Source organism: Streptomyces sp. NPDC127092 (assembly GCF_042722475.1).
Taxonomy (GTDB): domain Bacteria; phylum Actinomycetota; class Actinomycetes; order Streptomycetales; family Streptomycetaceae; genus Streptomyces.
The window spans coordinates 176374-197276 of sequence record NZ_JBHXFE010000005.1 but is presented as its reverse complement, the minus strand read 5'-3'; the positions used below and the strand labels follow the sequence as shown (position 1 = coordinate 197276).

The window sequence follows — 20903 nt, the reverse complement described above, 5'->3', positions numbered from 1 at the left end:
CCGCGGCCCTGGACGCGATCGAGGCGGCGGGCGGTGCGGAGGCGCCGGGGGTCCGGCGGAGCCGGTCCGGCTGCTCCATCCGCTGCGCCCAGAGCTGGTCGCCGGTCCCCTGGATGGCGTGGGGCAAGCTCCACCGTCTGGTCCTGGACGAACTCGGAGCATGCGGGGAGCTGGACTGGTCGTGGTGCGCGATCGACTCGGTGAACATGCGGGCCCCCGGAACATCACCCCGCGCATCGCACGCAGGGGCCATCGAGCCCTCCCAGCACATGGGCCGCCACCACTGGACTGTGGAACGGACGGTGTCCTGGCTTGCCGGGTGCCGCCGCCTGCACCGGCGCTACGAGCGCAAGGCCGAACACTTCCTCGCCTTCGCCGGCATCGCCGCCACCCTCATCTGCTGCCGGCGTCCGGGTGGGTGAGCCGGTTCATGCGACACCGAGGAACCCAGGATCGGCGCCGTCAAACTGAAGGCACGAGGTCCGGCTCAGGCTCAGGACTTCCGCCATGGGCACCGCACGACGGCTGGTCGCCAGCAGATCCTGGCGGGCCTCGGCCGACCACAACGGAGGGAAGAACGACAGTCCCTGCCGTCCATTCAGCACAGAGACTTCGTCGCGCCAGCCGTCCCACCGCAGACCCTCGTAGAACTCCTGGAGCCCTCCCGAGAGAATCCAGGACAGCCATGCCGAGTGGCCGGCACCCAGGGCCTCCCAGCCCAGGGAATCGGGGGCGAAGTAGAGGATCTCGCCTGGCTCGCCGGGCCGACCGGCCTCACGAGGGTTACCTCCGTTGAGAGCGAAGACCCCACCCAGCACATCGTGCGCGACCACGAGACCTGCACCCGACGCCCATCCGGGGTCGAACGCCGGGGGCATCGCGTTGATCTCGGCCAGACCGGGCAGTCCTTCGGCGTCGGCACCACTCGGGCTTCCGAAGATCCGCAACCATCCGTTGTCCACGAGCAGACCGCCGCAGTTCAGTACGAGGCCGCCCAAATTTGATCGGGCGGAGACTTGCAGTTGCAACAGGGAGGCGCGGCCGATCTCGGCATCGCCGGGCACCACCTCAACTGGTACCTCGGTGCCGGACAGCTCCTGAAGGAGGAGCGGCCAGGCTGGATCGTCGACGTTGATCAGCTCATTGACCTCGCGCATACCCGCATGGTCGCACCAGCACCCAGTGGCTCAGTCCGCCGGGTCACCCGCACTTCGATCCGTCAATCGAGGTGACGTCTTAGGAGACGTGTCCTGTTGTCGTGCTGGTGTCGTGCTGGTGTCGGGAGTCGCCGGTCGATCGTGAGGACCCTTTGAGACCGCTGTGCTCAACAGCCGGATGTCGTACTCGGTCCAGCAATCGGAGATCTCCATCCCGACCTCGCTGTCGCATTCGACATGCCCGACCACGGTCCAGTCGTCCACGTCATCAGCTCGGCTCACCCACCGCCGCTCAGCCCCCTCCCCCGGGAAACCGGCTCATCCCGCTCGTGGCCGAGGCGAGCCGGCCCACTCCCCCGACTGCTTTCTGCGCCGAATCCTGTCGGCCTTCACTGACATGGGATGTCAGTGAAGGCCTCCTAACGTGCAGTTCATGGACAACAGCACCGCATTCACGTTCTTGATGGGCACCTACGATGTCGCCAACCGCTGGCGCAAGGACTTCCTCGACCCCACCGAGGGAGAAGACCAATGGGAGGAGTTCCCGGGCATCACCCGCGCGTCGGCTCACTTGGACGGTCGCGCGAGCTTCGACGAGATCGAGTTCCCGACCAAGGGCTTCGCCGGGCTGACGCTCCGGCTGTACGATCCCGCCGCCGACGCCTGGTCGTTGTACTGGGCCAGCAAGCGCAGCGGCGTCCTCTTCCCTCCCGTCACCGGTCGATTCCGCCCCGACGGCACCGGCGTCTTCCACGGTGACGACGAGCATGACGGCCGCCCGGTGAAGGTCCGTTTCATCTGGTCGGAGATCAGGGAGACGACCGCTCACTGGGAGCAGGCGTTCTCCGTGGACGACGGCCGGACCTGGCTCACCAACTGGCACATGCACATGACCCGCCGGGAAGACTGACCACGCTGTCGGCCGACTGGGCTTGAACCCGGCCGTCCCTGGATCACGATGTGGGCGGCGCTGTTCGTGGGCTCACCTCGGCAGCGCCCGCCCTCCGGTGCGGCTGCGCCACGTTCTTGCCTGCACGCAGGGACGGGGCAGCCGCCAGGTATTCGGATGGACAGGACCACCTGCGCGGGGCATACCTGATGGCGGAGGTGAACGCGATGGCCAGGCGCGCTGGCAGGGGCGCTGGGATGCTGGTGCTGCTTGGGCTGCTGCTCGTGGCCTCGACGGCGGTCGTCGGCTGCGGACCGGGGGCGGAGCAGGCGACCGGGACCGTGCACGGCACGGTCGTACGGCCGCCGGCCGGGATCCGCGCTCCGGTGCAGGCGGCCCGGACGGCCCAGACGCGGTATGGGTGCCGGTGAACGGCGACCCGGTGCGGGCGCGGGACGAGCGCGGCCGGGTGGTGGCAGGCGCGGTCAGTGCCTCCCCCGGTGGTGGTTTCCGGTTCGAGCTGCCGCCTGGTGCCTATCGGATCACCGAGGACATGTTCGGCGTCAGCGCGCGGGTGCGCGTACGGGCGGGTGAGACGGTGACCGTGAAGCTGACCGTTCCGTCTGTGTGAGTGAGGGCTGTCCGCTCGGGCTCGACCGAAGGGGTGCAGTTCGTCGGCGAAGGGGTGTGGGCGCGGGTTGCTCTCTGGCGCTCCTCACGCTCGGTGATCACGCTGCTGATCGTCTCGTAGCCTCCCGATGAGGAGATCCTCGCGTGAAAGCTGCTCCGGCTCGCCCCGGCTTCACACGATCACGTTCGGTGATCGGCCGGTGCACTTGCCGTCACGCTCACCCTGGGCCTGACGGCCCCCTTCCAGGCGTGGGCGAACACGCCGCCCCCGGTCCCCGCGCCGGCCGACCGGGAACTGCTGAGCAGTCCGACAGACCTCACGCGACGGCCGCTGTCCCAGGGCACTCGCCTGCCCCTGAAGCAGGCCGTGCGGGCCACGCCCGGAGTGGCCGTCATCGACGCGTCCGCGTCGGCCTCCAGCGGCGGCGGCAACGAACCGTCCATCGCGGTCAACCCGGCCAACACCAACGAGATCGTGATCACCCGGTTCAACGGGAGCTGGTCGGGGGTCGGCGGCGGCAACGCCGATCTGCTCTACTCCGACGACGGCGGCATCACCTGGACGAACCACGCCACCATCCCCTTCCACGGCCTGACCGACACGACGAACGGCCCGAACGACCAGACGATCGACTTCGACCGCAACGGCAACCTCCACGGCGCGTTCCTCACCTGCAGCTCCGCCACCGCGACAGCCGCGTTCTGCGCCACGTCCCATACGGTGACGGGCTCGACGGACGACCCGACCGACGCGACGCACTGGAGATGGTTCGGCAACCCGCCCACCCAGGCCACGAGCGGCGCCCGCACGGGAACCGACCAGCCATGGCTGCTGATCAACCGTGACACCGCGAACGCCAACCAGGACAACGCCTACATCGGCATGCAGGACTTCGGCGGCGCCCCGGACGCGCGGGTGGCCGTCTATGACGGCGCGGCGGCCTCCCAGCCCGCGAGCGTCAGCCGGGACAACATCGCCGGTGCCATGACTCCGCTGGTCACCAACGGGGCCCTGCGCCTCGCCAAGGACCCGCGCAACGGCACGATGTACGCGCTGTATCAGACCTCGACCGGCACGAACCAGACCAACAGCGTGCTGCGCAACCAGCCCGTCAGCGTCACCTGGCGGCTCAACCGTTCGACGGACAACGGCCGGACCTGGACCCTCAACGGCAACGCCAACGGCATCGTCGTCGCCACGGAGAACAGCAACCAGGGCCTCGGCTACAAGTTCGGCGGCGTCAACGCCCTCCTCGGCGGCATCAACCACGCGGCCGTCGACCCCAGGAACGGCGACGTCTACGTCGCGTACGGCGCCGACACCGCCACCGGCAACAACCAGCTCCGGATGCGCCGGCTCACCGACAACGGCTCGGGCGGGCTGAACATCGGCGCGGCCGTCAACATCTCGGCGTCGACCGACGCGGCACTGCCGTCCGTCGCCGTCCTCGACAACGGCACCATCGGCGTGCTGTACCACACCTTCGACGGCACCAACACGGCCGGCTTCCCGGTCTTCTCCGCCCACCTGGCCCGCAGCACCGACCAGGGCGCCACCTTCAGCGACACCCTGCTGCAGACCTTCTCCTCCCCCGTGACCGACCAGACGGGCTGTGACACCCGCCCGCAGCCGCCGAACCCGAACCCGCCGAACCTGACCTGCGCCCGGCAGCGCGTCCTCGGCGACTACCAGCAGCTGAAGGCCGTCGGGAACACCTTCTACGGCGCGTTCCCCGGCCACACCGGAGGCCGCGACCCCGTCGGCTCGCCGCCGATCCACGCCATGTTCTTCAGCATCCCGCAGGTCACCGAGACCTCGCTGTCGTCCTCGGCCAACCCGTCGGTCTACGGGCAGCCGGTGACGTTCACCGCGGCCGTCCGGCCCGTCCCCGACGGCGGCACCGCGAGCTTCACCGTCGACGGCAGCGCGGTCGGCGGTGCCGTGCCGGTCGACACGACGACGGGCCGGGCGACCTCCGCCCCGATCTCCACGCTGAGCGTGGGCGACCACACCGTGAACGCCACCTACAGCGGCACCACGGACTTCCTGGGCAGCACCGCCGACGCCCTCACCCAGACCGTGAGCAAGGCACCGACCACCACCACGCTCACCTCCAGCGCGAATCCGTCCTCGTTCGGCCGGCCGGTGACCTTCACCGCGGTCGTCTGCCCGAGCGGCGCCAGCACCGCGCCCGCCGCCGCCCCGACGGGCACCGTCACCTTCAGGGACGGCACCACCCTGCTGGGCACCGGAACACTCACCCCCGGTGGCGGCACGGACTGCGCGCGGGCGCAGCTCACCCACGCGAACCTTCTGCCCGGCAGCCACACCATCACGGCCCAGTACAGCGGTGACGGCAACTACCTGGCCGGCGACGCCGCGAGCCTGACCCAGACGGTGGCATGCACCCGCACCATCACCGGCGACTACCCCCGGGACGTGTTCGCCAGCCGTGAGAGCACCTGCATCATCGACGCGAACGTGGGCGGCACGGTCCACGGCATCGCGGAGGGCGCACTGTTCATCGGCAACTCGACCATCGACGGCAGCGTCCTGTCATCGCGCGGCACCCTGTTCGCCATCTGCGACAGCTTCGTCGACGGAAGCATCTCCGTCCAGCGGGCGACCGGCTTCGTCCTCCTGGGCGACCCCGGTGACGACGGCTGCGCACCCAACCGCATCACCGGAGGCGTACAGCTGACCGACAACAGGGCCGGTGCCGAGCTCGTCTCCAACGACATCCGAGGCTCCGTCCAGGTGAACGGCACCACAGGCAGCGGACCGTTCCCGATCGACGACCGGGCCGCCATCGTGGACAACACCATCGGTGGATCGCTCAGCTGCGCGGGCAACGTGCCCCCGCCGACCAACCGCGGTGTCCCCAACACCGTGACAGGCAGCCGCCGCGGCCAGTGCGCCGCCCTTTAGAGCCCGGCGACAGGAACAGGCCGCCACCCCCGTGGGGTGGCGGCCTGCAGCGAGTGAGACGACCTCTCAGAGAAGCGTCTCGAAGCCAGCGTCTGTGCAGTACTGGTTGACGCGAGGCTCCGCATTGGCGTCACCGCCCTCGATCGTCCAGAAGGTCTCCTCGCCTAAGGTGCGGCCCCCTTTCAGGATCTCGTCCCGGAGTGGTTGCATCGCCAGGAAGGCGCCTTGGGCGGCGGGTCCGACTTTCTGGTACGCCGGTGACCCCGGCGTTTTCGCCCCCTCGGCTCGCCGCGCATCCTGCCACTCTCCCAGCTTGAGGCAGTAGTCCCTCCGCAGCTGCGTCAGACGCCGCTCGGCCGCGCCATCAGGTGAGGAACATCCCACCGCGAGGACAATCAGGGCGAGGACCGGGACGACAATCTTGCGTATGTTCACCATCTGCCTGTTCACCATCTGCCGCCGCCCGACGGCGAACCGGACGAGGCGCCGGCTGGCGGCGCTGCCGGAGGGAAGACGGTGCACCTGCCACCGGCCGTCAGGGCGAGGTTCACGGCAGGCCAGCACGGCGCCGTACGACAGGAACACAGCACACTCCACCCCTACCGGTTTCCACAGGCCGCCCCCGCGACAAGCCGCCTCAGGAACGTATGACGTACCCTGACACAGAGTTTGAACGCGTTCAAGTCACAGGACGGGCGCCGCGAGACGGAGCCGCCCCGGCGTCAGCCGGAGTCCGGCCTGGCCTCTCAGCCAGGCGCCTTCAGCGCAGGTTCTGCTCATCGGTGACGAGCCCGGTTCCCCGCGCGGTACGCCGGTACAGGACGTACCGCCCGTCCCGAGTGGGGCTGACCAGGCCCGAGCGACGCAAGATCCCCAGGTGGTACGAGACCGTCGCGGGCTGAGGAAGTGACGGGTCGCCAGCTCGGAGGTGGTGGCCTGGCGGTCCAGCGCCGTAGCGGACGATGGTGCTCGCGCGCCGGTCCACCTCGGCGTCGAGGAGCGACTTGACCGTATTCCAGTGGGGCGCGAAGGCCAGTTGCCAGTAGCGGCGTAACTCGGTGGCGGCCTGGAGCGCGACATGGCGCTGGCCGCGGGACATGGCCCGGCGTAGCGTCTCTGACGGCTCGATCCCCTGCAGACCGCACGAAGGCCGGCCGCGGCGGGCGAACTCCGGCTCACTCATGACCCGTTCGGGATCGGTTGCAGCCACCAGTCCCAGCTCATCCTCGACGGTCGGCGCGGGACACGTCGGATACGGGCTGAGGAAGTCAGGGAGATAGCCGGCGCCGTCGAGCGCCAATGCCGAGAGCAGAGGCAGCCCCGCACGGCGCAGCGACCGACGGGCCTGGGCGAGCCCGGGGCGGAAGTCACCCCTTGGGCTGAGCCCCCAGGGCATGAGGGTGCCGGTGACCTGCCGCAGCGGGGAAACCGCGAACCGAGAGAGGCGGAGGAACGCGGTGCGACAGGCAAGATCGTCGGCGACGTGGACGGTGTTGCCGGACAACATCACGGACCGGTCGTCAAAAACGGATATGAACGTGCCGGTGCCGATGAGGCGGCCCTCGGCCCGCGGGGAGGTAAACGAGGCGAGCGAAGAGCTCCGGCGACCGGCGCACCGGTATGCCCGCCCTCGCCGCCAAGCGACGCCGCCAAGCAGAGCGTGCCGAGATCATCATCCCTGACAAGACCGTCTGCCTGCCGCCCCGACGCCGGGCTGCGTCCGGACCCGACCCTGGCCGGAACCCGGAACGGTGCTCCGGTGGCTACCCCGGGGCAGTTCTCCGACCGGGCTCGGCGGCGGAAGCGTCCCTGCCGCGTTGCCGGCATGCATGCTCAGGCCATCTGTCCCCGTACGCCGGACACCTGTCACTAGACCTTCACGCACCGTAGCGAATGGTCGTACGGAACGCCAGGACACCTGAGCGCGTGGGGCGCATCGGGCGAGTGGGCATGGGATGCGACGCATGTGGTCCGCCGCCCGGGGTACTCGGCACGCGACCGCTCATCGTCGCAGCGAAAGGAAGCCTGAGATGACACCCCTCGACCCGGCGGCCCTGCCGCTCGCCGCTTCCGGGACGCCGTCGCTGCTGATGATCTTGGTGGGGCTCGTCGTGGTGCTCGTGCTGCTTGGCGCGTTCTGGTGGGGCAGCAAACGAGTCGCCCGCAGACGCCGGCCCACGGGCGAGGTCCGGCAGGCGCCCGGAACAACGCACGAGACGGCAGTACACGACTCCGCAGCACCCGATTCGGGAGGGAAGCGACAGCGATGAAGGCCTCCGCCCTCGCCTACCGACCCGCCTCACTGGCCCTCGGCGCCGCGAGCGGCCTGCTCGCCGGAGCCGCGTTCAAGAAGACGTGGCAGTTGCTGCGGCACGAGGACGAGGCCCCCAAGGCCACCGACGAGGAACGCCGTTGGAAGGAGGTGCTGCTCGCCGCGGCCATCCAGGGAGCGCTCTTCGCCCTCGTCAAAGCCGCCGTCGCCCGTGGCGGGGCGACCGCCCTGCGCCGCCTCACCGGCACCTGGCCCGCCTGAGCGCCCCTGTTGGGCGACGCTGAAAAGGCCGGCGCGGAGAAACCCGTCCGGCGACGAGCTGGTCGAGCGCGTAGGCAGCAGGCCCTCGGCGACCGCGACGTGCCCGCGGGCGGACGCGCGCAGCTGCTGCTCGTCCGCATCGCCAATGAGGTACGCCATCGTGGCCGCCACCGGTGGGGCGAAGCCCAGGAGTAGGGCGTCGCTCTCGGATCGAGCTTAAGCGGCGTCCCACTCTGCCTGCAGCCAGCTGATTTGCGCCTCGCTGAGCGGAGGCTCAAAGCCTTCGGGAAACACGAGTGTGAGTGGTTGTGGCCACATGTTTTCGGGCCCGTGCGCTTCACAGTGCAGAGCCACGAGATGCGGTCCCTCCCCGCAGGCCTCGCTCTGGTAGAAGCGGTCATGCGCCCGGCAGAAGTACGAGAACACCGTGCAGTCGTCCTCGTCGGTCGGCTCGTAGAAACCGGGGTCCCGGACGATCAGTTTCACCGGTTCTTGACGGTTGAACGGGGGGATGGGCCGGGGATCGCACCACAGCAGTCGAGAAGGAAGCACGCGATCATTCTGTGCCAAAAGCGGTCTCGAGTCAGCCCGCTCGACCCTGCGCCGTTTGCGGGCGTCACGGTCGGAGGCAGGTGGTCTGCTGCCGCGGCCTGCCGAGGCCTTCGCAACTGGCGGCCCGGTCGGCGGGCTGCGGGAGCACGGCCCGGATTCAGGCCAGCGGGCGCGGGACCGTCCGTGGGCATGGCCGCCCGGCTCGTCGGCCGGGGCCCCTTCGGTGGGCCCCGGCGGCGTGCTGGTGGGCGCGGACCAAAGGGGAGTCGACCGCGACGACCCAGTCGAGGTCGCTTTCAGCGTCGGCCTGGGCAAGGAGGACGGTGAAAGCGCGTTCCCAGCTGACGTCGATGGACTATCTCCGCAGCCGGCTGTGAGCGCCCATCCACGACCCAAAGTGCTCGGGCAGGCCCATCCAGGGCGTCCCGGTGCGGTACTCGAACGCCGTCGCGTCGATCGCCTTCCGGCGATCACGCCACCGTCCACCCCGCTTCGGTGTCCTGTCCGGCAGCAACGGCTCGATCCTCGCCCACTGCGCATCAGTCAGCGACACACGTCAACCAAAGATCAGATGAACGTCCCAAGGATGTCACCGGAGCCTGGCCGGGCCCTCCACCCGGCGCTGGGCCGCGTGCCTGAATTCCACGTGGTGGTCGCCGTCAGCGTCCTCGGTGTGCCGGCGTACGCGATGGCCGGGACGGTGAGCGTAGAGGTGGCATGGTCACAGAGCATTGCGGGGGTGACGTGGCTGTGGGCGACGGTGTGGGTGATGCCGTCGTCCCGAGTACACCGCCTCGCGCCGTCCTCCCTCGTTTTGAGCGATTTCGAAAAGCTGTCGGGGGCTGTGGCTGCCGCGTCAGACTTCCGCAGGCGGGGCCCCGCGGCCGCCTGCCGGGTGCGCTGCCCGTCCCGCTCCGGAACCGTCACCTATCGAGGAGAGACATGAGCATGTACGGCATACGGGCGGTGAAGACCGCGCTGGCGGCGCTGGTGGCCGGCGCCTCACTCGCGCTGACCGCCCCCACGGCCTCCGCCGGGCAACTCGCGTCCGACTGCTGGAACGCCGGCCGCTGGTACTGCAACAACGTCTACGGCGCCCCGGTGTACCAGTCGAAGTTCGGCGGCGACATCGTCGGCTACATGTACACCACAACCAGCTGGTTCGAGTGCAAGTCCGACAACGGGGACTACATCGGCGGACCGCACCCGAGGCGATGGGTGTGGACGCAGGCCGACAACGGCCAGTGGGGTTACATGCGGGACATCGACATCTACAGCGAGACGAACCCGCTTCCCAACTGCCCCGTGTAGACCGCCGGCCAGCCGCATCACCAGGCACCCGGCCCCCGCGCCGGAACCGACCCACCCCAGCCACCCGGCTCAGGCGTGGTCCGGCGCGCCGCTCCTGGACCGGCGCGCCGCCCCCTGGTGCGGCGTGGCCGGCGGGGGCGTCGCAGGTGGTGGCGGGCGGCGGAGGAGGCCGCCGGCCCGGAGCAAGTGCTTCCTCACCGGGTTCCCCAACACATCCCAGCCTCGGACCGTCCAAGGAGCTTCTCGCGGTGGGGATCCGAGCTCGCCACCGCGTGCAGCGCATTGCGCTGACGGTGCACCCAGCGCCCGAGCGGGAGGGCCTTCGTGATGCGGACCCCGACCGCTCGCGGCGGCTGGGGCATCGCCGTACGGGAGCGGGCCGAGGTTCTCCACGTTCCCCCAGGCGCTCTCCATGGACCGGCCTCGGCCGCAACAACTCCGCAGCGGCCGCGCGCGATCCAGGCGGGGCAGCGTACGTGGTTTGCGGTGCTCGCAGTCATCTGCCCGGCGACTTCGCGAGGACAACGACTCGATCCGCCTCGACATCGAAGCCGAGTACCGGACGGCCAGGGTCGCCCTCCGGATCCATCAGCACCGGCTTGCCCAGTCGCCGCCCGATCTCCCGGAGGAAGCCGCAGAACACATCAAGTCGATCTTGGCCCTGCAGCTCCCGCAGATCCAGGTCGAAGTCGACTTCCTGATCGGTGTGAAAGCGGAAGATCGCCAGCACATCGGCCGTCGGCCAGACCCGGAGGGCTGGGCACTCGGCATCCGACGGGCGAGACAGCACGTCCTCCGCCCGCGGCACCGGAAGCACCAGCTCTCCCTCGGAGTACTGGTGCTTCCAGCCCCTCTCCCCCACAAGATCGAGAACCGCCTGCCATTCCTCCACCGACGCGCCCGGCACGCGCACGTCGGGCAAGGCCCCCATCAGGTCCGGGTCGAAGAAGCACTCCACGTCATCCCACAGCAGGTCGGTCACCCCGCCATGCTGCCCGGCTCGCCGACCCATCGCACCCCCGATTCCCTTGAACAGAGGAACACGGGTCTCCGGCGGCGGTGCGGGCGTGGTGATCACTCCAGGAAGGAGGGCGACTCTTCCGGCGATCGGTAAGGATCGACCGGTTTTGTTGCGGCTGAGCGCGATGCCTGGGCGGCCCGGAAGGACAACTCCGATACCAGAATCGGCCCGACAGCGACGCCGAGGGCAAACCGGGCCGGCTGCTCGGCGGCCACCGAACTGTCCGTGCCGCCCCCAGCGGGCACAGGCCCCGCGGGGACGCCACCTGAACGGCGGGCTTGCGGTGCGGGGAAACAGCCCGCCTCGGCGAACAGATCGAGCAGGCGCTCGCCACGCAGAGCCCACTGCACCACCGTGTCAGCTGAATACCGAGCTCCAACTCGCGGTCGCGGGCTTGGGGAACCGGCCGGTGGTCACCACGAACGCCAAGTCGGCCTCCTGGAGCTGCCGTGTCCCGGCGACCTGCTGGATGACGCCCGAGACGATGGTGGTGTCCTGGTTTTGGACGTGCATGCACTGCACGATCGCACGGCGGCCGTCTGGAGCCGGGAGGCGGGCGATGACATCGGCCGCGAGATCGCCGGCCCCGCCGCTCCAGCGCTCCACCGTGAACCCGTCGAAGGTGAGCATCTGGGCTATGTGGTGCTCGAAGGCCCGGTGGTGCATCGCGCGCAGCTCCGTGAAGGCTCTCAACCAGACTTCGCGGGTGTGCTCATCGTCGGAGGCCGCCAGCAGGTCCGTGACGCGCCAGCTCCAGGCATTCGCCTCGGTCCCGAAGTGGCGTCCCGAGCGACGACTCATGACGCAACTCGGCTTTGTGGCGCATGAGTTGACGAACCGTCGATGTGAGGGCGACGAGGTTACACTCGGGAGGCAAACCACTTGCGTGGGCCGCGAAAGCAGCTGTGAGGTGCGATGTCGGATCACCCGCCCAAGACGACACTCAGCCCGATTGAACTCTCCGAACTGGTCGATTTCCTGGACTCCTACACAACAGAGATCCTCGGCTCTTTGAGTGCCCATGGAATCGGTTCTCTCGCAAGCGTGTTGACGCCCTCGGCGGTGAAGTGGCCGCACGTGTTTCCGGCGGTCGACAGGCCGACGGCGGAGGGGCTGGTGCCGGAGCTTCGGTCATTGCGGAAGTCCGTTTACCATGCCGGACATGCCGCACTCGACCTCCCTGACGACCTCGTGCGGGCAGTCGAGGTCGGGCGTCAGTTGCTGGAGAAACTGCACGGGATCCCAGTGACGTTATCCGGTGAGGAGCGTCGGCGGGCTCCGAGTCTCAACCAGCAGGGCGGACCGGGGAGTACCAGCAACAGCGTGACCGGTGGGACGCTGGGGAATGTGATCCAAGCAGGCAGCATTGCCGGCGGCGTGCACGTTCACGCTGCCGTGGGCGATGACGCCGGTAACATGAGGAATCCGATAGTCGTCGGCGTGGAAATCCACCCGCGCGCGTGGCACGCCGACCTCATCGTGGACGCCGACCCGCCCCGTCCCATGGCACCGAGCGGCAGCGTGTACGTAGTGACGCTGCAGGCGCGGACCGCGCGAGCGGTGATCCTGCACCGGGCCCGGTCCGTGGTCGTTTCTCGCTGCCAACCGCGACGGGCGTGCTATCAGGCGCACATCCTCGGGCCCCTGGAGCCGAGGAAGTTCTCCGTCGACCTCGATGCGGGCCAACCGAAGTTGAGGCCCGAGGGGGTGGACTTTCCCCTGACGATCAGCGCCGCCGATCCGGAGCAACTCTGGATCGAGCCGGCGGTGGGTGCTGAAGAGGTCGGCTGGCGGCTGGAGATTGACTGGACCTGTCTCGAGCATCACGGAACAGCCGTTGTCGACTATGGCGGCGAGCCGTTCGAGACGTACCCTCCCGAAGTCCTGTTCACGGAAGGGGGCGAGCGCTCCCGGCTCCGCACGGGCTGCAGCCTCATCCAGCATGAGCCTGACTGTCCCGCGCTCCGCCTGCCACGTGACGTCAAGCCCTCCGTCTACGGTCCTGTGGCGCCGCATCGGGCACACGGCTGACCTGGCGATCGAATGCCAGGCGTCGTGGCCAGGCGGGAGTTTGACGACAGAGCCTAGTACTCCAGTGTGACTTCGTAGTTCCACGTCACGTCACGTCGCACGTGCGCTGGTTACTGGGCGGTGTCCTGTCCGATCGCGCGGAGGACATCGGCGAGCCCGACCAGGTGGTGGCTCACGGCTCGGTCCGGGTCGGCGAGGAGGTCTTCAAGGTGCTGCCATGACTCGGAGAGTTGCCCGATTGTGATCGTTTTCGGTTCATTGGGGACGTCGTAGAGTTCGTCGCCCGGAACGGACCAGAAGTAGTCGTGTTCGAGCGCCACTGCCCGATGCCGCGCAGCCAGGGTTCGCGCAGAGAGTCGGACACCGCGTCATCCTGCCACCTCGCCGCCTGAACCCGGCCGTGGGGCGAGCGGGACCGCCAGCCGGGTTCATCCGGTCACTCTCGGATGAACGGGTGGGGGAGGACGACGGTAATGCGGTGCAGCGCCGTCCTCACGACTGCGGCGACGAGGGCGAGTGACGGGTTCTGCTCTGTGGCCGGCACGGTCGTGTGACGGATCAACCAGTGGCAGGTGAGGCAGGTTCCAGGCCTACAGTACGGTGCCGGCAGGGATACGGCTCCGCTGTCCTCGAGCCCGCTGCCCCCTGCCCTCCGCGAACTGCCGCCCCCGCCCTCCGCGAACCGGATCGGCCGCCGGCCGCCGGCCGCCGCCGGGCACGCTCGAGCTGGATGACGAGGACGACGAGGGCGCGGGCTGAACGCCCCATCGGGTGACGCGGGCATATCAGGTGGCCGGGTGCTCGGAGATCGCATGCGAACGTAAGGGAGCCGCTTCGGACTGTTCGGGATGTCTGGTCAGGGCTTGATTGCTGCGGCTGATCTGGCGGCCTGCTCGATCTTCGCGCAGTAGGCCGCACGGGCTTCCGCGTCGATCTGCTGCTCGTATTCGGGGCGCAGCCCGGTCCGGCCGTCGAGGCCTTCGCGCAGGATGTCGGCGTGTCCGGCATGCCGGAGGGATTCTCCGAGGACGTGGACCATGACGGCGAACAGGTTCGTGTTGGGAGCGGGCTCCGGCCACCACGGCACATGGCCGGGGGCGTCGAGGGGCAGCTCGTTGATCGTCGCGTCCGCGTGTTCCCACGTGCGCCGGTAGAACTCGATGATCTGGTCGCGGGTCTCGTCCTCGGTCGCCCACAGATCGCTGCCGTCGTAGTCCTGCCATCGGGGCAGCTGTTCCGGGGAAGGGCGGTCGAAGACCTCGCCGAAGTACCTGGCCTCGACGGTGGCCACGTGTTTGACCAGGCCGAGGAGGTTGGTCCCGGTCGCCGTCAGAGGACGGCGGGCGTCGTACTCGGACAAGCCGTCGAGCTTCCACAGCAGCGCCTTGCGGTCCCGCCGCAGTCTCCCGTGCAGGTTGTCCTTGGCGAATTGGTCGATCATGCGGCATGAACCTTCCATGGGCTGTGCGTGGTTTCAAGATTCCGTACGTGGTTCGCAACCGCCGCCGCCCGTGGCCGGCAGACCCGAGGCTGAGGACTCCGTACGCCATGAGCCGGCGCGGGAAATGACTGCGGTCAGGAGACGGTTCGCGGCCGGCCCGGCGTGGGACGGTTACCGTGCAGGAGAACTGCACGCATGCTGTTCGGCGCCGTTCTCCGGTGCCGTTGAGTTCTTCCGGACGGGGAGCGGCGAGGCGGGCGGGTGCCAGGTGAGGATCCAGCCGGCGGTGAGCACCGCCGCGCCGCCCGCCAGGGCGATTGCGCCGCCTGTTCCGATGCCTGCGGCCGCCGCGCCGAAGCAGGCCGGCCCGACGCCCTGCAGCGTCATGCTGCCGGAACCGAGCAGACCGAAGGCCTGGCCCCGGCCGTCCCGCGGCAGGGCATCCAGGAACGGTCGTTGCAGGCCGAGACCGTAGGCCAATCCGAAGCCGCTGAGCAGCAGCAGGCAGGCGGAGACGCAGACTCCGGGCTCGGTTGCGAAGCCGATCAGCGGCAGTCCTGTCAGCGCAGTCAACGGGACTACCAGCCGCTCCCGGGTCAGTGGCCGTAGCAGTCGCCCCACCAGTAGGTCGCCGACGAGCATGCCGACCGGCAGACAGCCCATCAGCACCGCGTACCAGCCCGGCGCGAAGCGGCGTCCTCCCGCGTAGGCGACGATCAGACCTTCCGCACCGGCGACGAACGCGGGCGGTAGCCACTGGGCCAGCATCAGTCGTCGTACGTCGTGTCCGCGCAGCAGCAGGCCGGCACCGTACAGGCTTGCCCGAACGGCCCCGCCATCGCCCCGAGCACTGCCCGGTGAGCCGCCGGACTCTCCCGGCTCCAGCCGCGGTAGCCGGATGCGGATGGCGAGCGCGCAGCCGAGGTAGAGGGCGGCGCTCACCGCGAGCGCCCGGTGCGTGCCGAGGAACGCGACGACCGCACCTCCCAGCGCCAGACCGAACAACTGCGCGCCAGAGGAGGCGATGTTGTTCAGTGAACGGCCCAGTACATAGGCGTCGCCCTTGAGCCACTGCGCGACCAGCCGACTCGACGCGCCGCCGAACACCGGTGTGGCGAGGGCGACCAGCGCCACGACACCGAGGCTTGCCGCGATCGGCATCCGCACCAGGGCGAGCAGCAGGGCGGCGGCGCACTCCAGGGCGTAGCCGCCGGCGATGAGCGCGCGGGGCGGCAGTCGGTCGGCCAGTGAGCCAAGCAGCAGCGAGCCGAACAACTGCGGGAGAAAGCCGATGCCGAAGGCCAGTGCGCTCAGCAGCGCGGAGCCGGTGGCCGCGAAGACCAGTACCGAGTACGTGGTGATCCGCAGCGAGCCCGCGGCGATCGCGACGGCGCGGGTCGAGAAGAGCAGCCGGAATCGTGGCTCGGCCAGCACCTCCCGGTAGGTGGCAGGGTGGTTGCCCTGCGCGGTTTCGGCGGTTGGGGTCATGACGCCCAGCCTCGCCGTGCGCCCACACCACTCACCAATGATTCGTCGCTGGACGAATCGGAGCAGGCGTGCCGCGGTAGCATGGCAGGGTGCTGCGTTTCGAAGTCTCCGTCGAGGACCTGCTGCGCAGCCGCTTCGCCCTCTCCCCCGCGCTTGACCTCTGCTTGCTGCTGCGCTCGCTCGCCGGCCATGACCGGCCGCTGCCGCGAGCCTGGGCCTCCCGGCTCATGCCGGCCTTCGAGCGGCTTCGCCGCGAGACCGAACTGAACGCCGCCCTCGCCCTGCAGGCCCCGCAAGGCGGTCCGAACTTCGTCGCCCCGCCCCCGCGCGGCCTCAACCAGACCTGGACGGACGACCTCGCCGCGATCCGGGCCACACCGCTGGAGGCGGCCCGCCACGAATGGGCCGCCACCGCGACCGGCCCGTCCGCCCGTGATCCTCGTGTACGCGCCGTGCTGGACTCGCCGGACGCCGTCTCCAGGATCGCCGAGGCGATGGACCAGGCGTGGCACGAGCTGCTCGCCCCTGACTGGCCGCAACTGCGTGCGATCTGTGAGCGCGATGTCGTGCACCGGGTGGGTGTGATCGGCGAACACGGATGGGCCACGACCATCGAGGGCCTGCACCCGGGCATCGCCTGGCGGGCCGGCGGTATCGAACTCGGCTTCTTCCGAGGCGGAACCATCCACCTCGCCGGCGACGGGCTCCTGCTGATCCCTTCGGCCTTCGTCGGGAATGTCGCCGCCCACCTGGAAGACCCCTGGCCCAGGACCTTGGTCTACCCTGCCCGCGGCACCGCCGCCCTGTGGAGCGAACAGGAGGACGTCCCCCGACCGGACGCGCTGACCGCTCTGGTCGGCCGGGCCCGAGCCCGGCTGCTGGTGGCGCTGGACGCCCCGGCCAGTACCAGCCACCTCGCCCGCAGCCTCGCCATGGCACCCGGCGCGGTGGGAGACCACCTCGCCATCTTGCGAAGCGCGGGGCTGCTCGTCCGCGCCCGGTCCGGACGCTCGGTGCTCTACCGGCGCACCCCGCTCGGGGAGGCGCTGGTCGCCGGTTCGGGCTGACGCCTCTGATCGGCACTGTTGTTTGAGGGTGCCGTCAGTAGATGATTCCGCAGCCACGGTCAGGCCGGGCGTGGGGCCGAGGCGGAGAGCCCCGGGTTTGGGTTTGCCGGACTCCGCGTACGGCAGGTGCGCGCACGAGCCAGCAGCCGGCAGGCCATCGCCCAGGCACCCGCCGGAACACGGCCCCTGTCTGTCAGCCAGGTGCCTCAACGATCGCAGGGCGACGGGTCGAGACGACCGTGAGGCGCACCGGAGAAAGCGGCGTCACCCGGCCGCGGTTTGACGGCCGGCGTCGCGCGCCGCGGCCATCGCCTCGGTGTGGAGGTCGGCGGCGAGGTCTTGGAGGTGTTCCATGCCGGGGGCGGTGGCGGCGAGAGTGAGCTCGCGTTCGATGACGGTCAGGTCGGCCTGCCACACGTCGGCGAGGATGCGCTTGAGGTAAGGAGTGGAATGGTCCCAGCCGTCGCGGGTGGTGCCGGGGCCGTAGCCGCCTCCTCGCACGGTGATCAGGACGGTCGGCTTGTCCTTGAGTACCGGACTGCCGAGGGGTGCCCCGGCGATGACCAGGTCGACCCAGGTCTTGAAGTGCTGGGAGACACCGAAGTTGTACAGCGGCACGGCCAGCACCACCGCCTCGGCGATCTCCAGCTCCGCGACGAGTGACTCGGCCAGCAGGCGGGCGTCGCGCTGGGCGGGAGTGCGGTCGGCGTCAGGCGTCAAGGCCCCGGCGTGGGCCTGTGCCCAGGCGTCGGCGGGCAGCGGATCGGTGCCCAGATGGCGGCGTACCACCGGCTTGTCCGGGTGGGCCGCGGTCCACTGCGCTTCCACGATGTCGGCCAGTTCGGCGCTGGCCGAGGTGCCGGGAAGGATGCTGGCGTCAAGCCGGAACAGGCTCACGGTCTCTCCTTGCGTGCTGCCGCCGACAACGCGACGGGCGGGCGAGTTCGTCTCGACCGTTCGACAACACGGCGCGGTGGAATGTCAGGTGACGCGGCGGCCTCACATTTCGGCACGCTGTCTTGTCGGTGAGGCGTAGGCAGACACGACCGAGGAGCCGTCACGATGACCACACCATCCGTGCAAGAACTGCGCCGGCCGGATCCAGGACTCGACGCGATCATGAGCGAGCGGCGCCATCTGATCAATCTCGCCTACCGGTTGCTGGGCTCCCTCGCCGACGCCGAGGACGCCGTGCAGGAGACCTACACCCGGTGGTACGCCATGTCTCGGCAGCAGCAGGACACCATCGAGTCCCCCGGTGCCTGGCTGACCACGGTCACCAGCCGCATCTGCCTCAATGTGCTCAGTTCGGCACGGGCCCGGCGCGAGACCTACGTGGGGCATTGGCTGCCCGAACCGCTGCCCGAACCGACGGAGTGGATCAGCGGGCGACCGGGCGGCGAGGCCGTCGACCCGGCTGACCGGGTCACCCTGGACGAGTCGGTGAACCTTGCCTTTCTGGTCGTGCTCGAATCGATGACTCCTGCCGAACGCGTCGCGTTCATCCTGCACGACGTCTTCCGCTACCCCTTCGCAGAAGTGGCCGAGATCGTCGGCCGCACGCCGGCGGCATGCCGCCAGCTGGCTTCATCGGCCCGCCGCCGCGTCCGGGCCGCACAGGCCTCCGCGCCCTCGTCGGCCGAGCGCGCCGGCATCGTCAGAGACTTCAAGCAGGCATGGGAAGCGAAGGACATCGACGCCCTCATCGGCCTTCTCGATCCCGACGCCACGGCGATCGGCGACGGGGGCGGCCTCGCCGTCACCTTCCTGGACCCCATCGAAGGCGGCGAGCAGGTCGCGCGCGCCCTGGTCGAGATCGCCCGCCGCAGGCCCGGCAACATGGCGTTCCTGGAACGTACGGTCAACGGCCAGCCCGGCGTGGTGGCGGAGCAGGACGGCGTCATCGTGACGGTGTTCGCGTTCGAGGTCGTCGACCGGAAGGTCAAGTGCCTCTGGGTGATCCGTAACCCCGAGAAGCTCCGTGGCTGGACGGCAGGAGCTGAGCCTGTCGTCCGGGTCCGTGCCGGCCAGAGTCGGTCATGACCGCGTACACGGTATCCGGTGGAGGGGTCGTGCCTGATCAGATCGTGGTCGCCGAAGGGCTGCACAAATCCTTCGGCGACACCCGCGCACTGCGGGGTCTGCACCTGAACGTGCCGAGAGGAACGGTCTTCGGCCTGCTGGGGCCGAACGGTGCAGGAAAGACGAGCGCGGTGCGCATCCTGGCGACCTTGTCCGATCCCGACGCCGGGCACGCCCGCATCGCCGGTTACGACGTCGTGCGTGAGGCTGCGAAGGTGCGCGCCAGGATCGGACTCGCCGGCCAGTACGCCGCCGTGGACGAGAATCTCACCGGCCGCACCAACCTGCGCATGTTCGGGCGTCTCTCCCACCTGTCCCGGGGCCAGGCGCACCGCCGCGCCGACGAGCTGCTCGAACGCTTCGGCCTGATGGATGCCGCCGACCGCCAGGTCGCCGGCTACTCCGGCGGGATGCGCCGCCGCCTGGACCTGATCACCAGCCTCATCCTGCGCCCCGAGGTGCTCTTCCTGGACGAGCCCACCACCGGTCTGGACCCCCGGAGCCGCGGCGAGATCTGGGGCAGCGTCCGCGAGCTGGTGACGGACGGCACGACGGTGTTACTCACCACGCAGTACCTGGAGGAGGCCGACCAGTTGGCCGACGGCATCGCCATCGTCGACCACGGACGTGTGATCGCCACGGGCACCCCCGACGAGCTGAAGGCCACCATCGGCAACCACCTCGACGTCGAACTCGAAGACCCGGTTGACCTGCGTTCGGCAGTGACCGCACTGACCGCCCTGGCCGGCACCACTCCCACGATGACCGGCACGGATCGGCTCAGCGTCGCACTGCCGGGCGGCGGCCTCCGGCTCGCCGACATCGTGCGCGAGCTCGACCGCGCCGGGATCGCCGCGGCCGACGTGCGGCTGCGCCGCCCCACCCTCGACGAGGTGTTCCTGCGCCTCACCGACCAGCAGAAGGAGCCGGCATGACGACCGATCCGGCCCCGCCGCTGCGCCGCCGAGTGCAGTGGACGTTCACCGACGGGCTGGTCCTCGTCGGCCGCGAGCTGGGGCGACTGCGACATGCTCCCGGCGAGCTCGTCGCGGCGCTGGTGTTCCCCGCCGTCATGGTCGTGTTGTTCGGATACGTCTTCGGCAGCGCGATCCAGGTGCCGGACGGCGGCGACTACCGCGAGTACCTCATGCCCGGCCTGTTCGCGATGGTGACCTTCTCCGCGTGGCTGGGGGTCATGACACGCATGGCCTCCGACGCCGCCCGCGGTGTGATGGACCGGTTCCGCTCCATGCCGATGGCGCGCTGGGCGGTGCCGTTCGGGCAGACCGGCGCCGATCTGCTGACCGGCCTGCTGATGCTGACCGTGATGGTGGGCACGGGCCTGCTGGTGGGCTGGCAGCCGCACCGCGGTCTGACCCACACCGCCCAGGCGTTCCTGCTGGTGATCGTGCTGCGGTACGCGCTGAGCTGGGCGGGCGTCTATGTGGGCCTGGCGGTGAAGAACGAACAGACTGCCGACGCGATGGTGCCACTGGGCCTGCCGTTCACGATGCTGTCGAACGCTTTCGTCCCGACCGACGGCATGCCGGGCTGGCTGCGGTTCCTGGCCGACTGGAACCCGGTGAGCGCGCTCACCGCCGCCTTGCGGCAGCTGTTCGGCAACCCGGGCGCCCCGTCCGCGACCGCAGCCTGGCCCCTCGCGCATCCGGTGACTGCGGTCCTGCTGTGGTCGGCCACGCTGCTGGTGATCTTCATCCCTCTGTCACTGCGCGCCTACACGCGCAAAGGACGATGAAGACGTGCGGCCCATA

At 69.6% G+C, this 20903-nt stretch carries 23 protein-coding genes and 1 pseudogene; 13 read left to right on the top strand and 11 right to left on the bottom strand.

All coding sequences use genetic code 11. The features are described from left to right. Positions 1-217: 217 nt before the first annotated feature. Positions 218-422: pseudogene (locus ACFWJO_RS06565) on the top strand (transposase); the annotation flags it as partial. 6 nt (positions 423-428) lie between these two features. Here ACFWJO_RS06565 and ACFWJO_RS06560 read toward each other — a convergent pair. Beyond that, positions 429-1157 (bottom strand): DUF2625 domain-containing protein, encoded by a 729-nt coding sequence (locus tag ACFWJO_RS06560; protein WP_386863701.1) that lies wholly within the window; start codon positions 1155-1157, stop codon positions 429-431. 433 nt (positions 1158-1590) lie between these two features. Between ACFWJO_RS06560 and ACFWJO_RS06555 the strand changes: the two genes are divergently transcribed. The 4 genes from ACFWJO_RS06555 (at position 1591) to ACFWJO_RS06540 (ending at position 5605) form a co-directional block, all read left to right on the top strand. Continuing rightward, positions 1591-2067, top strand: a complete 477-nt coding sequence (locus ACFWJO_RS06555; RefSeq protein ID WP_386863700.1) for a hypothetical protein — start codon at positions 1591-1593, stop codon at positions 2065-2067. A 236-nt stretch (positions 2068-2303) separates the two neighbouring features. Then, on the top strand, positions 2304-2477 hold the full coding sequence (locus ACFWJO_RS06550) for a hypothetical protein (protein WP_386863699.1): 174 nt from the start codon (positions 2304-2306) through the stop codon (positions 2475-2477). Continuing rightward, positions 2474-2677 (top strand): hypothetical protein, encoded by a 204-nt coding sequence (locus ACFWJO_RS06545; protein WP_386863698.1) that lies wholly within the window; start codon positions 2474-2476, stop codon positions 2675-2677. The genes ACFWJO_RS06550 and ACFWJO_RS06545 overlap by 4 nt, the downstream gene beginning before the upstream one ends. A 366-nt stretch (positions 2678-3043) precedes the next feature. Continuing rightward, a complete protein-coding gene (locus ACFWJO_RS06540) occupies positions 3044-5605 on the top strand; it encodes an Ig-like domain repeat protein (protein WP_386863697.1) in 2562 nt (853 codons plus the stop codon). 66 nt (positions 5606-5671) lie between these two features. Here the strand turns inward: ACFWJO_RS06540 and ACFWJO_RS06535 are convergent, their stop codons facing one another. Both ACFWJO_RS06535 and ACFWJO_RS06530 read right to left on the bottom strand, forming a co-directional pair. Further along, positions 5672-6190, bottom strand: coding sequence for a hypothetical protein (locus ACFWJO_RS06535; RefSeq protein ID WP_386863696.1), 519 nt, complete (start codon positions 6188-6190; stop codon positions 5672-5674). 175 nt (positions 6191-6365) lie between these two features. Then, positions 6366-7115, bottom strand: a complete 750-nt coding sequence (locus ACFWJO_RS06530; protein WP_386863695.1) for an ArsR/SmtB family transcription factor — start codon at positions 7113-7115, stop codon at positions 6366-6368. Positions 7116-7635: 520 nt separating this feature from the next. On the opposite strand from ACFWJO_RS06530, the gene ACFWJO_RS06525 reads away from it, so the two are divergent. Further along, positions 7636-7875, top strand: a complete 240-nt coding sequence (locus tag ACFWJO_RS06525; protein WP_386863694.1) for a DUF6479 family protein — start codon at positions 7636-7638, stop codon at positions 7873-7875. Next, entirely contained in the window at positions 7872-8138 is a 267-nt protein-coding gene (locus ACFWJO_RS06520; RefSeq protein WP_386863693.1) for a DUF4235 domain-containing protein, read from the top strand. The genes ACFWJO_RS06525 and ACFWJO_RS06520 overlap by 4 nt, the downstream gene beginning before the upstream one ends. 216 nt (positions 8139-8354) lie before the next feature. Here ACFWJO_RS06520 and ACFWJO_RS06515 read toward each other — a convergent pair whose 3' ends face one another. Both ACFWJO_RS06515 and ACFWJO_RS06510 read right to left on the bottom strand, forming a co-directional pair. After that, on the bottom strand, positions 8355-8624 hold the full coding sequence (locus ACFWJO_RS06515; RefSeq protein WP_386863692.1) for a hypothetical protein: 270 nt from the start codon (positions 8622-8624) through the stop codon (positions 8355-8357). A gap of 421 nt (positions 8625-9045) precedes the next feature. Beyond that, positions 9046-9243 (bottom strand): transposase, encoded by a 198-nt coding sequence (locus ACFWJO_RS06510; RefSeq protein WP_386863691.1) that lies wholly within the window; start codon positions 9241-9243, stop codon positions 9046-9048. Positions 9244-9632: 389 nt separating this feature from the next. Between ACFWJO_RS06510 and ACFWJO_RS06505 the strand changes: the two genes are divergently transcribed. Next, positions 9633-10001 (top strand): hypothetical protein, encoded by a 369-nt coding sequence (locus ACFWJO_RS06505; protein WP_386863690.1) that lies wholly within the window; start codon positions 9633-9635, stop codon positions 9999-10001. Positions 10002-10497: 496 nt separating this feature from the next. Here the strand turns inward: ACFWJO_RS06505 and ACFWJO_RS06500 are convergent, their stop codons facing one another. Continuing rightward, positions 10498-10983, bottom strand: a complete 486-nt coding sequence (locus tag ACFWJO_RS06500) for a hypothetical protein (protein ID WP_386863689.1) — start codon at positions 10981-10983, stop codon at positions 10498-10500. A 396-nt stretch (positions 10984-11379) separates the two neighbouring features. Beyond that, complete coding sequence (locus ACFWJO_RS06495) at positions 11380-11823, bottom strand: restriction endonuclease (RefSeq protein WP_386863688.1); 444 nt, start codon at positions 11821-11823, stop codon at positions 11380-11382. 114 nt (positions 11824-11937) lie between these two features. Between ACFWJO_RS06495 and ACFWJO_RS06490 the strand changes: the two genes are divergently transcribed. Further along, positions 11938-13053: a hypothetical protein gene (locus tag ACFWJO_RS06490; protein ID WP_386863687.1), complete on the top strand. Its 1116-nt coding sequence runs from the start codon at positions 11938-11940 to the stop codon at positions 13051-13053. 110 nt (positions 13054-13163) lie between these two features. Here ACFWJO_RS06490 and ACFWJO_RS06485 read toward each other — a convergent pair whose 3' ends face one another. The 3 genes from ACFWJO_RS06485 to ACFWJO_RS06475 form a co-directional block, all read right to left on the bottom strand. Next, positions 13164-13373: a hypothetical protein gene (locus ACFWJO_RS06485; protein WP_386863686.1), complete on the bottom strand. Its 210-nt coding sequence runs from the start codon at positions 13371-13373 to the stop codon at positions 13164-13166. 536 nt (positions 13374-13909) lie between these two features. Beyond that, on the bottom strand, positions 13910-14494 hold the full coding sequence (locus tag ACFWJO_RS06480; protein ID WP_386863685.1) for a DinB family protein: 585 nt from the start codon (positions 14492-14494) through the stop codon (positions 13910-13912). A 171-nt stretch (positions 14495-14665) separates the two neighbouring features. Further along, on the bottom strand, positions 14666-15982 hold the full coding sequence (locus ACFWJO_RS06475) for an MFS transporter (RefSeq protein WP_386863684.1): 1317 nt from the start codon (positions 15980-15982) through the stop codon (positions 14666-14668). A gap of 89 nt (positions 15983-16071) precedes the next feature. On the opposite strand from ACFWJO_RS06475, the gene ACFWJO_RS06470 reads away from it, so the two are divergent. Next, positions 16072-17049, top strand: a complete 978-nt coding sequence (locus tag ACFWJO_RS06470; RefSeq protein ID WP_386863683.1) for an ArsR/SmtB family transcription factor — start codon at positions 16072-16074, stop codon at positions 17047-17049. A 264-nt stretch (positions 17050-17313) separates the two neighbouring features. On the opposite strand, the gene ACFWJO_RS06465 is transcribed toward ACFWJO_RS06470, so the two are convergent. Beyond that, positions 17314-17946 (bottom strand): FMN-dependent NADH-azoreductase, encoded by a 633-nt coding sequence (locus ACFWJO_RS06465; RefSeq protein WP_386863682.1) that lies wholly within the window; start codon positions 17944-17946, stop codon positions 17314-17316. Positions 17947-18111: 165 nt separating this feature from the next. Here ACFWJO_RS06465 and sigJ point away from each other — a divergent pair, with 165 nt between their 5' ends. Genes sigJ through ACFWJO_RS06450 form a run of 3 tightly spaced genes read left to right on the top strand, consistent with a single transcriptional unit; the run spans position 18112 to position 20887 of the window. Next, complete coding sequence (gene sigJ / locus ACFWJO_RS06460; protein ID WP_386863681.1) at positions 18112-19092, top strand: RNA polymerase sigma factor SigJ; 981 nt, start codon at positions 18112-18114, stop codon at positions 19090-19092. After that, a complete protein-coding gene (locus tag ACFWJO_RS06455) occupies positions 19089-20066 on the top strand; it encodes an ATP-binding cassette domain-containing protein (protein ID WP_386863680.1) in 978 nt (325 codons plus the stop codon). Before sigJ ends, ACFWJO_RS06455 begins: the two co-directional genes overlap by 4 nt. After that, entirely contained in the window at positions 20063-20887 is an 825-nt protein-coding gene (locus ACFWJO_RS06450) for an ABC transporter permease (protein WP_386863679.1), read from the top strand. Before ACFWJO_RS06455 ends, ACFWJO_RS06450 begins: the two co-directional genes overlap by 4 nt. The last annotated feature ends 16 nt before the right edge of the window (positions 20888-20903 follow it).